The organism is Clostridium sp. (assembly GCF_047718555.1).
Taxonomy (GTDB): domain Bacteria; phylum Bacillota; class Clostridia; order Clostridiales; family Clostridiaceae; genus Clostridium_I.
The window spans coordinates 18,031-34,029 of record NZ_JBDNRK010000043.1 but is presented as its reverse complement, the minus strand read 5'-3'; the positions used below and the strand labels follow the sequence as shown (position 1 = coordinate 34,029).

Annotated in this window: 16 protein-coding genes and 1 pseudogene; 16 read left to right on the top strand and 1 reads right to left on the bottom strand. The window is 32.3% G+C overall.

Annotation, left to right across the window (positions count from 1 at the left end; all coding sequences use genetic code 11):
* The first annotated feature begins 172 nt into the window (after positions 1 to 172).
* From ABF633_RS15240 to ABF633_RS15185, 12 genes and pseudogenes are all read left to right on the top strand, one after another.
* Positions 173 to 1,081, top strand: a complete 909-nt coding sequence (locus ABF633_RS15240) for a LysR family transcriptional regulator (RefSeq protein ID WP_415524743.1) — start codon at positions 173 to 175, stop codon at positions 1,079 to 1,081.
* A 520-nt stretch (positions 1,082 to 1,601) separates the two neighbouring features.
* Positions 1,602 to 2,435, top strand: a complete 834-nt coding sequence (locus ABF633_RS15235) for an ABC transporter permease (protein ID WP_415524745.1) — start codon at positions 1,602 to 1,604, stop codon at positions 2,433 to 2,435.
* Between the two features lie 29 nt (positions 2,436 to 2,464).
* Positions 2,465 to 3,541 carry an ABC transporter substrate-binding protein gene (locus ABF633_RS15230; protein WP_415524742.1) on the top strand — a complete coding sequence of 359 codons (1,077 nt, stop codon included), beginning with the start codon at positions 2,465 to 2,467 and terminating at the stop codon, positions 3,539 to 3,541.
* Positions 3,542 to 3,566: 25 nt separating this feature from the next.
* A complete protein-coding gene (locus tag ABF633_RS15225; protein ID WP_415524741.1) occupies positions 3,567 to 4,382 on the top strand; it encodes an ABC transporter ATP-binding protein in 816 nt (271 codons plus the stop codon).
* 75 nt (positions 4,383 to 4,457) lie between these two features.
* On the top strand, positions 4,458 to 5,468 hold the full coding sequence (locus ABF633_RS15220) for a DMT family transporter (RefSeq protein WP_415524740.1): 1,011 nt from the start codon (positions 4,458 to 4,460) through the stop codon (positions 5,466 to 5,468).
* Positions 5,465 to 5,740, top strand: a complete 276-nt coding sequence (locus ABF633_RS15215) for a hypothetical protein (RefSeq protein ID WP_415524739.1) — start codon at positions 5,465 to 5,467, stop codon at positions 5,738 to 5,740. The genes ABF633_RS15220 and ABF633_RS15215 overlap by 4 nt, the downstream gene beginning before the upstream one ends.
* A gap of 149 nt (positions 5,741 to 5,889) precedes the next feature.
* A complete protein-coding gene (locus ABF633_RS15210) occupies positions 5,890 to 7,938 on the top strand; it encodes an alkaline phosphatase family protein (RefSeq protein ID WP_415524738.1) in 2,049 nt (682 codons plus the stop codon).
* Positions 7,939 to 8,032: 94 nt separating this feature from the next.
* Entirely contained in the window at positions 8,033 to 8,353 is a 321-nt protein-coding gene (locus ABF633_RS15205; protein ID WP_415524737.1) for a thioredoxin family protein, read from the top strand.
* A 27-nt stretch (positions 8,354 to 8,380) separates the two neighbouring features.
* Positions 8,381 to 9,319 (top strand): annotated as a pseudogene (trxB, locus tag ABF633_RS15200) (thioredoxin-disulfide reductase); the annotation flags it as partial.
* Between the two features lie 185 nt (positions 9,320 to 9,504).
* Positions 9,505 to 9,957 carry a PDDEXK nuclease domain-containing protein gene (locus ABF633_RS15195; RefSeq protein WP_415524736.1) on the top strand — a complete coding sequence of 151 codons (453 nt, stop codon included), beginning with the start codon at positions 9,505 to 9,507 and terminating at the stop codon, positions 9,955 to 9,957.
* A gap of 123 nt (positions 9,958 to 10,080) precedes the next feature.
* A complete protein-coding gene (locus ABF633_RS15190) occupies positions 10,081 to 10,530 on the top strand; it encodes a DUF1016 N-terminal domain-containing protein (protein ID WP_415524744.1) in 450 nt (149 codons plus the stop codon).
* A complete protein-coding gene (locus ABF633_RS15185) occupies positions 10,496 to 10,651 on the top strand; it encodes a hypothetical protein (protein ID WP_415524735.1) in 156 nt (51 codons plus the stop codon). The genes ABF633_RS15190 and ABF633_RS15185 overlap by 35 nt, the downstream gene beginning before the upstream one ends.
* Before the next feature lie 4 nt (positions 10,652 to 10,655).
* Here the strand turns inward: ABF633_RS15185 and ABF633_RS15180 are convergent, their stop codons facing one another.
* Positions 10,656 to 10,856, bottom strand: a complete 201-nt coding sequence (locus ABF633_RS15180; RefSeq protein ID WP_415524734.1) for a hypothetical protein — start codon at positions 10,854 to 10,856, stop codon at positions 10,656 to 10,658.
* A gap of 718 nt (positions 10,857 to 11,574) precedes the next feature.
* Here ABF633_RS15180 and ABF633_RS15175 point away from each other — a divergent pair.
* The 4 genes from ABF633_RS15175 to ABF633_RS15160 all read left to right on the top strand — a co-directional run bounded on the left by ABF633_RS15175 (position 11,575) and on the right by ABF633_RS15160 (position 15,922).
* On the top strand, positions 11,575 to 12,573 hold the full coding sequence (locus tag ABF633_RS15175) for a glycosidase (protein WP_415524733.1): 999 nt from the start codon (positions 11,575 to 11,577) through the stop codon (positions 12,571 to 12,573).
* Between the two features lie 91 nt (positions 12,574 to 12,664).
* Positions 12,665 to 13,708 (top strand): sugar phosphate nucleotidyltransferase, encoded by a 1,044-nt coding sequence (locus ABF633_RS15170; RefSeq protein ID WP_415524732.1) that lies wholly within the window; start codon positions 12,665 to 12,667, stop codon positions 13,706 to 13,708.
* A 16-nt stretch (positions 13,709 to 13,724) separates the two neighbouring features.
* Positions 13,725 to 14,903, top strand: coding sequence for a glycosyltransferase family 4 protein (locus tag ABF633_RS15165; RefSeq protein ID WP_415524731.1), 1,179 nt, complete (start codon positions 13,725 to 13,727; stop codon positions 14,901 to 14,903).
* Positions 14,900 to 15,922, top strand: a complete 1,023-nt coding sequence (locus tag ABF633_RS15160; RefSeq protein ID WP_415524730.1) for a glycosyltransferase — start codon at positions 14,900 to 14,902, stop codon at positions 15,920 to 15,922. Before ABF633_RS15165 ends, ABF633_RS15160 begins: the two co-directional genes overlap by 4 nt.
* The last annotated feature ends 77 nt before the right edge of the window (positions 15,923 to 15,999 follow it).

Here is a 15,999-nt window from a genome sequence, read left to right as displayed (position 1 = left end):
TGAATCACTTTCACAGAGTGCGTGGGAGACTTACGCCAAGTTAGTCAGGTTAAAAGTACAGGAAAATAGCAATGGTTACATTTCGAAAAACAACTTGACGAGGTATGAAAAATTAATGTAATATTAAACATATAAAACATATTAGAATAATATATTTTAGAAGGTGAGATTTTTGAAATTAGAACAGTTGTTTTATTTTAGAGAAGCAGTAAAATATAACTCAATTTCCATTGGAGCAGAAAAAAATTACATGTCACAGTCTTCTTTCAGTCAATCAATAATTAATCTAGAAAAAGAATTAGGTATAGAACTGCTTAATAGAACAAATGCGGGAGTTACGCTTACGCAAACAGGGGAACTGGTGCTAGAGAAGACAGAGGATATTTTTAAGTCTGTTGACGAAATTATTGAATTTTCAAAGGAACAACGCAATTTTGGCGAGGTTAGTATAAGTTGCATCCCATGCATTTGTGACTGGATAATTCCAAAGACGCTGCAAAACCTTAATAATAAAGCAGATGATATTGTAATTTCGGTCTCTACTTCAGAAAGCAGTACTGTTGCTCATAATGTATCAACTGGAATTTCAAAATTTGGAATACTAATTAAATATAATGAATTAGAGCGTATTACAGATTTAAAATATACACCTTTATTTATTGATGAATATGTACTTTATGTTGGGAAAAATTCTCCTTATTGGGAAAAAGAAAGTATTACCTACAAGGAGTTTCTTCAACAACCCTATATAGCTTATCAAGATGAGTTTAGAAAATATAATGGGGGATTAACCAATATGATAGGCACTAATAGCCAACCAAACATTATCTTTCGAACTGATAATTGCGACTCTATTAAAAGTCTAATAGCTCAAAACAATTATGTAGCTTTTTTTCCAAAGTATATGTCAGAAAATGATTTTTATATACAAAACGGAATGATTCGAAGACTTCAGATTTCAGATAGAAAATTGGAATTTGAGGTAGGTTATGTTGAAAGTATAAAATATAAGGCAAAAAAAATTGATAGAAAAGTATTAGATGTTATTAAAGAAACTATTGAAAAATTAAATTTTGAATAATCAAATTTATAGGTGAATTTTTGATTAGTTTTTAGAAGCTAATTGGTATTGAAAAAATTTTCTGAGCATATATCTTTGTTAAGATTTTTGTGAGTCGTCACAAAAATCTTTTTTTCTTGCAGGGGTTGAATCTAGCTTATATTGTATCATTATATTGAATAAATACATTTCCTTTATTTCATACATGGTATTTACTCTCCAGTAGTTTTATTTTGATGTTTATAGTTACGTTTCTATTGAAGCAAGTTCTTAATTCAGGTGGGGATTCTTTTACCCCATCTGAATTTTAGAACTGCAAATGCATGGCTTACTTGGCGTTGAACTCCCACTTGAAGAAAAGCAGAGAACCAAAATCTTAGATTTTGTGTGAATCGCTTTCACAGAGTGCGTGGGAGACTTACGCCAAGTTAGTCAGGTTAAATATGTTTAATAGTATATATATGAATTTTCAATATCAAAATATTTAATACCCCATATTCAATAAAAGGGTATTCCATAATAATAAAATATGGTGTAAAGTATCATTATAAAACTTACAAAACATACTTATTTACTACGAAATTTAGAAAGGAGGATTATTATAAAAAGTCAAGGAAAAAAATATATACTAAGTATCTTAACCGCAATAATAATATTAATTTTATGGACTCTGGTTACATGGAAAGGAAGAATTTCAAGTATCCTGTTTCCTTCACCTGTTCAGATATGGGATTGTTTTTTAGATTTAATTAAAAATGGTTATAAGGGTTATCCATTATGGGTACACTTATTTGCAAGTTTAAGGAGACTATTAATTGCATATATTATTGCTGTTTTAGCTGCAATCCCTTTAGGACTTATAAGCGGATATTTTGAAGAAGTACAAGCAATTTTTGAGCCAATCGTTTCATTTATCAGACCGCTTCCACCATTGGGATATTATACAATAATCATATTATGGATGGGAATAAATGATAATTCAAAAATATTTTTATTGTTTTTAGGTGGATTTGCTCCAATTTATATTTCATGTGTAGCTGGAGTTAAGAGAGTAAAACAGGATTATATTAATCGTGCAAGAACATTAGGTGCTAGCAAAAGACAAGTTTTCTTTTATGTCATTCTTCCATCCGCTCTACCTGATATATTTGTGGGACTAAGAAATGCAATGAGTGCTGCATATGCTACTTCAGTAGCGGCAGAAATGGTTGCTGCAATATCAGGTATTGGCTGGATGGTGTTAGATGCCAGTAAATATATGCGTAGTGACGTAATATTTGTTGGAATAATAATTATGGGGATTACAGGAATTATTCTAGATAAGATTCTAATTTTCTTAGAAAGTAGAATTGTATTTTGGAAGGGTAAAAGTTAGTAAAAATATTTTAAAATGGAGTGAAATTAATGAAGATATTAAAGAAATTATTAATTATTGGAATTATATTTATGATTGGAATACAGCTTACTGCATGCAATAGTACAAAAACTTCAAGTAATTCTACCACTGGAAGTTCAAAGGTAGATCCTATAACAGGTGAAAAATATCCGTCTGTTATAAATATAGGAGTAATAGAAGGTGGTCCTGAATCAGCTATTTTGATTAAAGAAAAATATCTTGAAAATTTAGGTGTAAAAGTTAATGTGGTAAATTACTCTGCTGGAACTGCAATAAATAATGCCGTTGTTTCAGGTAATGTAGATTTAGCATCTTATGGTTCTTCGCCAATAGCTCTTGGTATTGCAAACGGAATTGGCTACAAAGCAGTTTTTGTACCTTATGTTGAAGGAGGAAATATTGAGGCACTAGCTGTTAAATCAAATTTAGGAATAAAAACAGTAGCTGATTTAAAAGGTAAGAAAATTGCTACACCATTTGGTACAACATCACATTACGCATTGCTTAATGCATTAAGATTAGGTGGAGTCAATCCAAATGATGTTAAATTACTTGATATGAGTGGTAGTGATATAGTTGCTGCATGGACAAGAGGTGATGTTGATGCTGCATACATTTGGAGTCCAGCACTAGATAATTGCTTAAGAGCAAATGGAACTATAATAACAAATGACGGAGATTTAGCAAAGCAAAACGTTACAATTCCTGAAATTGGTATTGCAAGAACAGATTTTGCAAAAAAATATCCTACTCTTGTTAGCCAATATGTAAAAGCTTTAATAAATGCATATAATTTGGTAAAAAACAATCCTGATAAAGCAATTCAAGATGTTGCTGATTGGGAAGGTACATCTAAAGACAATGCAAAAGGACAAATAACAGATAACCAATGGATATCTGATAAAGATCAGCTTACTGCAGACTATCTTGGAACATCAAGCAAAACAGGTAATTTAGCAGAAACTTTAAAAACTATTGCGGATTTCCATAAATCACAAGGAAATATAAGCAATTCACCAGATCTTAAGGTATTCCAAAATGCAGTTGATACAAGTTTTGTTAAAGAAGCTTTGAAAACTAAATAATATAAGTGATAATAGGAAAGAAATAATGAGTAATGAAAAAAATTTAAATTCAGACAATTATTTTGAAACAACAAATGAGCTGATATCAATAAAAGACGTGTCTTTATTTTATAATGAGAAGACTGATACAGTACCTGCTATTGAAAATATTACACTTAATGTTTATCCAGGTGAATTTATTTGTGTAATGGGTCCTAGTGGCTGTGGGAAAAGCTCACTTTTGAATTTGTTGGCAGGATTTATCTTGCCTACAAAAGGATCAATTAAATTAAATCAAGTGGAGATTAAGGGTATTGATTCAAATAGAGGGGTTGTATTTCAGCAGCCTCCTCTATTTGAATGGTTCTCAGTACGCGATAATATTGCTTTTGGCCCTAAAATGAAGAAAGTACCTAAAAACAAAATAAAAGAAGATGTGGAGCTGTATTTAGAAAAGGTTGGATTAAAAGGTTTTGAAGACAAGAAAGTGTATGAATTATCTGGTGGTATGAAGCAGAGAGCAGCTATTGCAAGTGCATTAATAAATAATCCAGAAATTCTATTAATGGATGAACCTTTTGGTGCATTAGATGCACTTACTAGAGAACAAATGCAGGGATTGATTCGTAAAATTTGGTGGAATACAGGAAAGACAATCTTTTTTATTACACATGATGTTGACGAAGCATTGTTATTAGGAACACGCACTATTGTTATGAGCAAACATCCAGGTAAAATAATAGCTGATTTACAGCTGGATTTCACAAGGGGATACATCGAAGACAACTCTGACGATGTTAGATTTACAGAAAGATTTCATGAAAAAAGAAAATATATTTTACAGCTTATAAATGAACAATAGAAGCTATATTAATTTAGCTTTACAAAAGTTTTAGGAAACTATGTTTAAATTAATAATTAAGGAGCTATACATCAGATGGATCAAATTGCAAAATTGCGTTTGCAAAACAAAGAACTTAATTATGCAAAAAAAGGCATTATTAGTGGACTTATAGCTGGTGGGGCTTGGGGATTAGATGGTGTGCTTATGGGAATGGTGCTAATATTAGCACCATTTAAATATAATACTAGTATATTCCTTGTTCCTTTGGTGGGAGCTTGTTTACATGATGGTTTTGCGGCATTATGGATATTCATAAACAATTTAATAAATGGTAAATGGAGAGATTATATAAGAACATTAAAAACAAAACCAGGTAAGATTATTATTGTAGCTGCTGTACTAGGTGGACCTGTTGGTATGTCTGCAAATTTAATAGCGATTTATTTTTCAGGTGCTTCTTATACTGCTGCAATCACTGCAGTGTATCCAGCTATAGGTGCAGTGATTGGATTTATTTTTCTTAAAGAAAAAATAACAGTTCGTATATGGATAGGAATAATATTATCTATTCTAGGATCATTTATTGTTGGATTTTCACCACCTAAAAATTATATATACCCATTTTTTTATCTTGGAATAGGATTTGCAGTTATTGCTGCTATTGGTTGGGCACTAGAAGGTGTAATCTCAACCTATGGAATGGATTTAGTAGATTCAGATATTGCAATTGGTATTAGAGAAGCTGCTTCTTTCATTATTTATGTAGTAGTTATCATACCTATATATGGAGATTCGGGTTATAAACTTATTTTAAATAGTCTTTTGACAATCTCAGGTTTATATATTGCGCTTATTGCTTTGATTGGTGGAATCTCCTTTTTATCTTGGTATAGAGCAATGAATAGTACAGGTGTAACCAGAGCGATGGGTCTTAATGTGACTTTTGCCCTATGGTCTGTTTTTTTTGGATGGTTATTAAACGGTTTGCAAATATCGATGAATTTGATTGTTGGTGTAGTAATAATATCTTTTGGTACGATTCTTACTATAGATAATCCAAAGAATTTAGTTAACTTAAGATCTCTCCATAAGGAGGAAAAATGAATCCACTTCCAGTGAAATTTAGAATAATACAAGCTATATATCAGAATAAACAGTTATCAAATATAGAAATATTGGGAATTCTTAAAAAAGAGTATCCTTTTGATAGAAGTATTAGAGCGAATACTTTGGAACAAAATCTTCTTTCGCTAAAAGTTGTTGGAATAATAGAGCAAAAAAGTGCAACTGTAGATTTAGATGATGAACTTATAATATATTATAGAATCACTGACTATGGTGTAAGCCGCATGAAATATATTGAAGCAAGTTCTTAATTCAGGTGGGGATTCTTTTACCACATCTGAATTTTAGAACTGCAAATGCATGGCTTACTTGGCGTTGAACTCCCACTTGAAGAAGTGGGAGACTTACGCCAAGTTAGTCAGGTGAAATAAATTAGAATTCATAAGTGGAGATGATTATTATGAAAAGAGAAGCACTTACACAAAAGTTATTAGTATTAGGTATAGATGGTATGGATCCTAGAATTAGTCATAAATTTGTTATGGAAGGAAAAATGCCTAATTTGAAAAAATTAATTGAAAGAGGATCAGCAAGAAAAGATTTGCGTCAAATTGGAGCAATTCCCACTATTACACCACCTTGCTGGACTACTCTTGCTACAGGTGCTTATCCAGGAACACATGGTATTACTTGTTATTGGAGACAATCTCCAAAAAATCTTGATGCAGTTGTTTATAATATGGACTCTCGTAATTGTACAGCAGAGCAGATTTGGAATATTACAGCAGAGGCAGATTTAAAGACATTGGTATGGCATTGGCCAGGAAGTTCATGGCCGCCAACATCACATAGTGAAAACTTAAGTGTTGTAGATGGTACTCAACCTGGTTCAGTAAATATGGGTGTTGCCCAGCTTGATTGGGAAAAGGTTATTGTTGCTTCTACTGAAATTGAAGAAGTCCGATATGCACCAAGAGTAGAAAAACCAGCAGGTGTAGGGTGCATAATCAATGATTTAGAAGGTACTTTAGAGGACGATGTAGATGATGAAATGATGGAGCTTTGGTGGGGAGATACTGCCCGTCAAGGCGGAGAAATCCGTACATATGTTATGGATGATAATGATACAGAAGTAGTTATTGGAAGCAAAGTAGCTTATGATATTGTAAATTCGCCACTTAAAGATGCTGTAGGTTGGAAAAATGCTCCTGAGGGGGCTAAGGAATTTACTATAATAACTTCTAGTGGTGTAACTAGGCGTGCAGCTTTGATTTTAAAAAATGAATCTGGAGAATATGACAGAATAGCAATTTATAAGAATAAGAAAGCAGATTCACCAATTGTTATATTAGAGAAGGGAAGTATGGTAACTGGCATTATTGATGATGTTACAAAAAAGAATGCAACAAAACCTGCCTGTCGTGCTATGAAAATTTTGGAGATTGACCCATCAGGGAATAAAGTTAGACTTTGGATAAGTAATGCACTTGATATATCTAATGATCAGTTATGGCATCATAAATCTCTATATAAAGATATTATTAATAATGTTGGACATGTTCCGCCAGTTAGTCTAATAGGAGGAGAAGATGATGAATTAGTAAGAGAAATTTTTGAACCTTCTTGGGCAGCCTATAATAAATGGCAGGCGGATTGCTTAAAATATTGTATAAATGAAAAAAAATATGATGTAGTATTTTCACATTTGCACAATATTGATTGTGCAGGTCATCAGCTTTGGCATCTCGCAAAAAATCTTCAACCTTGGGATTACACAGATGAAAAGACTTATCAGGAATTTATTGAGAAATTCTATATTCAAACAGATGAGTATATAGGTGAGTTCTTATATTTACTAGATGAAGGATGGACAATACTACTTGTTAGCGACCATGGTCTAATTGTTGGTGAAAATGTACCTCCAATTTTAGGAGAGTATGGAGGGCTTAATACCAAAGTAATGGAAGAGCTTGGCTATACAGTTTTAAAGAAAGATGAAAATGGTAATTCTATAAGAGAAGTTGATTGGGAAAAAACTAGAGCAGTTCAAATTCGCAGCAACTATATATATATTAATCTTAAAGGCAGAGATAAAAACGGCATAGTTGATCCTAAAGATAAGTACGATTTGGAGGAACAAATAATCTCTGATTTATATAATTATAGAGATGACAGAACTGGTAAACGAGTTGTAGGTATATGCCTTAGAAACAAAGATGCAGTTTTACTTGGCGTAAATGGACCGGAATGTGGTGATATCTTTTTTTCAATTGAAGAAAAGTACAATAGACTGCATGGGGACAGTATTTCAACTTCTGAAGGGTATTTTAATACTTCAGTTTCACCCATATTTGTTGCTGCTGGTTCAGGTATCAAAAATGGATTTACTACAGATCGTGTCATAAGGCAAGTAGATGTTTCTCCATCAATTTCAGTATTACTTGGTTTGCGTTTTCCAGCACAATGTGAGGGAGCACCGATTTATCAGATTTTTTCTGAAGAAATTTAATAGAAGTTTCATACAGTTATCAGATTAGCAGTTTCTGATAACTCTGTTTATATAAATCTTCAAAAAATAGAGATAATTATAAGGAGTGATTAGTATGTCTTTACAACAATTAGACTCAAGTAATTTTGATGAAATTATCTATGATAATGCTGAATCGAGCTTAGTAGTTTTTTCTAGACAAAGCTGTTATGTTTGTCAAGAATTACTGCCAATACTAGAGGGTTTGCAATCAAAATATGATGGTAAGTATAATTTTTATTATGTGGATGTGGAAGAACAGAAAAATCTGTTTCATAGATTCTCATTAAAAGGTGTCCCACAGATTCTTTTTTTTAATGATGGTGAATATAAAGGTAAGCTTGCTGGCCAGATAGATGATGAAGAAGTAGAAAAAAAGATTTTGGAAGTTTTTTAAACACATAATTTAAAGGAGTGTAGTTATATGGGTGAGTTTACAAATTTCTATGATTTAATAATTATCGGAGGTGGGCCAGCAGGACTTTCAGCTGCGATTTATGGAGGAAGAGCTAAGCTAAGAACTTTAGTTATAAATAAAGGAATTTTAGGCGGATTAGTAAATAAAACCCGAGAAATAGTCAATTATCCAGGTTACAGTGAAATCAGTGGGGCAGATCTTATAAAAGATTTTAAGAATCATGCTGAAAGCTTTGGAACTGAATTTTTAAGAGATGAAGTTGTTAAAGTGGATTTTTCACAGGAAGAAAAAAAGATTACTACAAAAAAAGGAGAAGAATTTATTGCAAAGGCTGTAATTATCGCTTCTGGCAGTGAACCTAGATTTCTCAATATACCGGGTGAAAAAAAACTTCAAGGCTCAGGGGTAGCTTATTGTGCAACTTGTGATGCAGAGTTCTTTGAAGGAGAGCACGTTGTTGTTGTAGGTAGCGGGGATCAGGCAATCGAAGAGGGAATGTATATTACTAAGTTTGCAAATAAAGTAACTGTAATTGTCCTTCGTGATAAAGGTATTCTCGACTGTAATAAAATTAGTGCTGGAAAAGCACTAAATAATGATAAGATGGAGTTTATTTGGAATTCAAAGATTGAGGAAGTAATTGGAGAAGAAAACGTAGAAGGTGTAAAAATTAGAAATTTAAAAACTGGAAATACTACTGAGATTAGCTGCCAAGGTGTGTTTTTCTTCGTAGGTATGGTTCCATCTACGGAGTATATTAAAAACAGTAGTCTTGAAATAAACTTAGAAGGATATATCCCAGTAAATGACTTTATGGAAACAAATATAGATGGAGTTTATGCCATTGGTGACAATAGAGTTAAGTATTTGAGGCAGGTTGTTACTGCAGTTAGTGATGGAGCAACTGCTGCTGTTGCAGCTGAACGATATATTGAAGAAATAAACTATAATTTTTTACAATAGAAATCTTTAATTTCAAGAGCTTTAATGAAGTTAGTCTGGCTGGGAAAAACAGTATAGGAATATCGGAGTTACTAACAAATGAAAAATTAACAAAGCCTAATAGTGATTTAGCTGTAGAAACTTTAAAAGATCCATATATATTTGATTTTATAACTTTTAGAGAAGATATGAATGAAAGAGATATTGAAAATCAGTTAGTAAAGAAAATTACTAAGTTTTTATTAGGGTTAGGTTCAGGTTCAGGTTTTGCATTTATAGGGAATCAATATCATTTAAATGTTGCAGGAGAAGATTATTATCTAGATTTATTATTTTATCATGTAAAATTAAGATGTTATGTGGTTATAGAATTAAAAACAGGCAAATTTAGACCAGAGTATGCAGGAAAGTTGAATTTTTATCTTTCAGTTGTAGATGATCTTTTAAAGACAAATGCAGATAGCCCTTCTATAGGAATTATTTTATGTAAGGAAAAAAATAAACTAATAGCAGAGTATTCTCTAAAAGATATGACAAAACCAATAGGGGTAAGTGAATATAAACTTCTTGAGCAAATACCAATAGAATTAAAAGGAAGTTTGCCTACAATTGAAGAGCTAGAGGAAGAATTGGAAGAGTGAAAATTTGTTAATAATAAAAATTGCCACTACTTTATTAGAAATTCTATATAATTAGCAAATTCGCTACACTCATTAGCACCATTGAGGAACGGAAATAGATTGTTACTAGGTATGTACTAATAGATTGAAAGCAGTCGCCCGCCCAATCGCCCGCGGTCGATTGCTTTAAGAAAAGAATTAACTAAAGATTTTGGCAAGGGGTTTACACAGTCAAATCTTAGAAATATGAGACAATTTTATTTGACATTTAACAATAGCTACGCACTGCGTAGCGAATTGAGTTGGACTCATTATAGACTTTTAATGAGATTAGAAAACGAGGAAAAAAGAGATTTTTATATAGATGAATGTATAAAAAGTAATTGGAGTACGAGACAACTGGAAAGACAAATAAAGCTTGACTTGAAATATGGACTACCGTTTTGTACTGTTAATCTTTTTTATAATGGGAAATTTATGTGTATTGATAACGTACTTTTAGATACAGGATCAGGAGGAACTGTATTTAAAATGGATGTTGTTGAGGAAATAGGTAGGTATGATAAAAGTAAAGAAGGTGCAGAAAAATGCTAAACGTAGTAGCAGCCATATAAAAAATCCAGATAACAACATTCTAATAGCAAAAAGACAACAGGGGAAAAGTATGACCGGTTTCTGGGAGTTTCCTGGCGACTATAATACCATTTCTGCATAAGAAATCAACTGCCAAAACTGCGTTTTCTTATTATGCCACGGTTTAGATATAGAAAACTAAAACGTGCTATATCACGGGGAGTTAGCGTAAGTCCCCATCCCCATGTGGAGTTACTGCTTGGGTCTTTAACCCATCCCTTCACATTTTTCCTGAATAAATCCTCAAAGCCAAATGATTTTATTTCATAATCCGGGATTTCTTTCATGCCGATGGGTTTAAAGAGCAAGAAATAACTTCCAGTCATTTCTATGACCTCTGAGGTCGTAACAGAAACTGGGAGTTTTTATTTGCTATTAAAAACAAGAATCAATGGAGGAGAATCATTTGAGAATATACCTGTGAATCTTGAAAGAGAAGGACATAGAGTTCCTCGAAAGATTAAATATGATGATAAAACCTAGATTATTTATGTAGAAAAGGATAAAGTGCAGCAAGTATTTTGAAATAATTAAGAACAAATCAAAATATATTAATATAATAGAACTATATGTATAAATCCATGACTTTTTCCAGAGCTTTAGGCTTTCTCTTTTTTATAAGTCTTACAAGCCTGCTAATCTCAAGTTCCATATTTTTGCCCACCTCCTTAAATGCGCTTAGAAAGTTTTCTCATATATTACAACAAAAAAGATTCATTTCTCCCATAAATTTTAAAAATATTTATTATTATAACATCAGAGGAAGCTTATTAATAGTAAGTTCGGGCAAGCACTCACCACAGGGACTGACCCCATAGCAGAAAATAAGACTCCAATATATAAATGTTATGTTAGTAATATACAAATATGCTTGACACTGTAAGAAAGAGTGTTAAACTTAAGTTATTAGCACTCAGGAATAGTGAGTGCTAATAATAAGATAATCTTCCTGATAGTTTTTAAAAGTCTTACATTAATCAATTAGTGAAAGAGGGAATTTATTTTATGACTGGATTTGAAAGTAGACTTAAAAGCGGCGGTAATACCTATAAAGAACTTTTCAAGAGATATAAAAACAATCCTATTCTAACGGCCAAAGACTGGCCCTACGCTGCTAATACTGTCTTTAATCCTGCTGTTACTATGTTTAACGGTAAGGTATTATTACTTGCAAGGGTTGAAGATAGACGAGGATTTTCTCACCTTACAAAAGCTATAAGTGACGATGGAATAAGTAATTGGAAGATAGATACGTCACCAACTCTTGAGGCAGATCCCAAGAATTACCCTGAAGAAGCATGGGGAATTGAAGATCCAAGAATTACACATTTAGAAGAATTAAAAAAGTGGGCAGTGACTTATACCTCATACTCCAATGCAGGACCATTGGTGTCTTTAGCACTTACAGAAGATTTTATAAACTTTGAAAGAATAGGACCTGTTATGGCACCAGAAGATAAGGATGCAGCTTTATTTCCAAAGCGCTTCAATGGAAAATGGCTTATGATCCACAGGCCTATCTCTACTAATAAAGGACCCGATGCACATATATGGATTTCTGGTTCAGATGATCTCAAGTATTGGGGAGGTCACGAAATACTTATTAAGGCAAGAAAAGGCGGCTGGTGGGATGCAAATAAAGTTGGACTATGTACACAGCCTTTAGAAACACCAGAAGGATGGTTAATTCTATATCATGGAGTAAGGCAGACTGCTTCAGGAGCATTGTATCGTTTAGGAATGGCACTACTTGATTTAGAAAATCCAATAAAAGTACTTAGAAGAAGTGATGAATGGGTATTTGGCCCTCGTGAATCCTATGAAAGAGAAGGAGACGTACAGGATGTAGTTTTCCCATGTGGATGGATACTAGATAATTCTACAGGGAAGATTAAAATGTATTACGGAGGAGCGGATACATGTATAGCTCTGGCAACAGCTTCGTTAAGTGATTTAATTGAATATATAAAAAGATGTCCAGAACCAAAGCAAGAAGATTATTAAAATAATTTGCTTACAAAAGAAAGGTATTTCTAGTTATTGTTTAAATTAAAAGGTATATTGAAAAAACAATTTATTAGGGAGGAATACAATTATGAAAGCATTATTTCTTGCAGGGGGTAAGGGAACAAGACTAAAACCTCTTACAAATAAATTACCCAAACCTATGATTCCCATAATGACAAAACCACTTTTAGAGAGGAATATTGCAGAACTCAAGAAGTGTAACATAGATGAAATTGTATTAAGCGTATGTTATAAACCACAACATATTAGGAAATATTTTGAAGAGGGAAATAGACAGGGCGTCAAAATACATTATGTAAAGGAAGATGTTCCACTGGGAACAGGAGGAGCCATAAAGAATACTGAAAAATTTTATGATAATACATTTTTAATATTTAATTCGGATATTTTAAGTGACATAGATTTCAAGGATATGATTGAGTATCACAAAAGCAAAAAGGCAGATGTTACTATTGCTGTAACTGCAGTAAGAAATCCAACAGCCTATGGAGTAATAGAATATGATGAAAACAATTATGCTAAATCATTTGTAGAAAAGCCTTCACCTAATCAGATTACATCAAATTATATAAATGCAGGAATATATATTTTTGAGCCAAAGGTATTAAAGGAAATACCCAATGGAAAAGTTGTATCTGTGGAAAAGGAAATATTCCCAATGTTACTTAAAAAGGGATATAAGATAGCTGTTTATGATAGATTATCCTATTGGATGGATGTAGGTACTCCTAAAAAATATTTGGAAGCACATAAAGATATTATGACTGGAAAATGTAAAATACCAGAATTAGATATAGAAAAATCATATTCATATAGAGGCAAAAATGTAAAATTTCATAGTAATGTAAAAATTGTAGAGCCAGTTTATATTGGAGATAATGTAGAAATTGGAGCTAATACAACTATAGGACCAAATGCAGTAATCGGAAACAATTGCTATATTGGTACAGGGAGTAAAATAACAGGAAGTATATTATGGGACAATGTAAACATAGGTAGTGGATCAAGATTATATCAAAGCATAATGTCATCAAATTGCATTATGGATGGCGATAGTGATTACTATAATACTATATATACTCCAGATCATACTGAGCTTAAGGCAATATAGAAAAGGAGAGATTACAATGGTATTGAATAGAATGAGAAACATAGCATTTTTAAGTACTTATCCACCAAGAGAATGTGGAATAGCTACTTTTACTCAAGATTTAGTAAGAGAACTTGATAATATAAAACTTCTACAGAAACCTAAGATAGTAGCTCTTAATAATGATGATTATAAATATGATGACCATAGAGTTAAAATGGAAATAAATCAATTTAATAGAGAAGATTATATAAAGGCTGCAAAGAATATAAATAACTCAAGTATAGAACTCTTGGTAATTGAACATGAATACGGTATATTTGGTGGAGAATGTGGAGAATATCTATTAGACTTTGTAAATAATTTAAATATTCCCTTTGTAACTACACTTCATACTGTATTACCTAAACCATCATTTAAGCAGAGAGAGATTCTAAAGATACTTGGTAAAAAGAGTAAGAAAATTATAACTATGTCGAAAAATACGGTAGATATGCTTGAAAAAATATATGATATAGATAAGCATAAGATAGAAGTTATACATCATGGAGTCCCCTTTAGGATTATGCCATCTAGAGAAAAATTAAAACTTAAGCAGGGGTTAAAAGATAAAAACATAATCAGCACCTTTGGGCTAATAGGTCCAAGTAAGGGCCTGGAATATGGTATAGAAGCTGTAGCAGAAGTAGTAAAGAAACATAAAGATGTAGTTTATTTAATTCTTGGTCAGACTCATCCCTGTATAAAGAGAGAAAAAGGTGAGGAGTATAGAGAAAGGCTTGAGAAATTAGTAGATAGTCTTGGAATAAAGGACAACGTTTGGTTTATAAACAAATACCTTACTAAGGATGAAATAATAAACTATTTACAGATATCTGATATATACATGACACCTTATCTTGGAAAGGATCAGGCAGTAAGTGGTACTCTTGCCTACGCAGCAGGCTATGGAAGAGTTATTGTATCCACTCCTTATATTTATGCTAAAGAGATGCTGTCAGAAGGAAGAGGAATGCTTGGAGAATTTAAAAATGCCCATTCTCTTGCAAAATGTATAGATTATATACTGGAGAATCCTGATAAGAAAAGGGAAATGGAACATAAGACTTTAAAAGTTGGAAAGACAATGATGTGGAAAAGTGTGGCTAAGCAATATGCAGAATTATTCATAACAGTTATAGAAGAGAATAAAAAAGAAGGAAGGCTGGTAGTATGATGATTACTCCTTTAGATAAATTAAAAGTAGATCACATTTTTCATATGACAGATGATACGGGAATGTTTCAGCATTGTAAGTATGGAGTACCAGATCCCACAGAGGGATACACTACAGATGATAATGCAAGAGCTCTTATTATGGCGGTTATGTTTTATCATAATAAATTAGAAGAAAAATATTTAAAGCTTATATATACCTACACTTCATTTTTACTCAATGCACAAAATGATGAAGGAAAATTTAAAAACTTTATGAATTATGACAGGCAGTTTATTGAGAAGGAAGGTTCTGAAGATTGCTTTGGGAGGTGTCTTTGGGCTCTTGGATACACTGCAACAAATTCTAAGGTTCCTAATAATGTAAAACTCACTTGTAAGCATATGATAAGAAAGGCCTTAAAGAATTGCAGTAATATTAAGTTCCTTAGAGGAAAAGCGTATTCTATTATAGGTCTCCAATATATTGATGATTCTAAAGAGTATATAGAACCACTAGCAGAAAGTATACTTGAAGAATATAATCATCATAAAGATGAAGAGTGGAAATGGTATGAGGATGATATTACCTACAGTAATTCTATACTTCCATGGTCTATGTTTATAAGCTATAGAGTTTTAGGAAAAGAAAAGTTTTTGGAATGTGCAGAGGAAAGTCTTAGTTTCTTAGAAAAGAGTACTTTTAAAAATTGGTATTACAAGCCAGTGGGTTGTAATGGATGGCTTGAAAAGGGAAAAGAGGCAGCGAAATATGATGAACAACCTGTGGAGGCTGCTGAAACGGCACTAACCTATATAACTGCCTATAAATTGACAAAAAACGTGGAGTATTTAAGTAAAGCTAAGCAGTGTCATCTATGGTATAAGGGTGAGAATTCAAAGGGTAAATCTTTGGTGGATAGTGAGAACGGCGGTTGTTATGATGGCATTACTGAAAAGGGCATAAATCTAAATGAAGGGTCGGAAAGCCTGATTTCATATTTCATAAGCAGGTTAGCTATAGGCGAATTTATTCAATGAGATGGTATTATTTATATAGATTCTTAAGAGTAGTTATTTATAAAATATAGATTTAACTTTATATTAATTTGGAATAT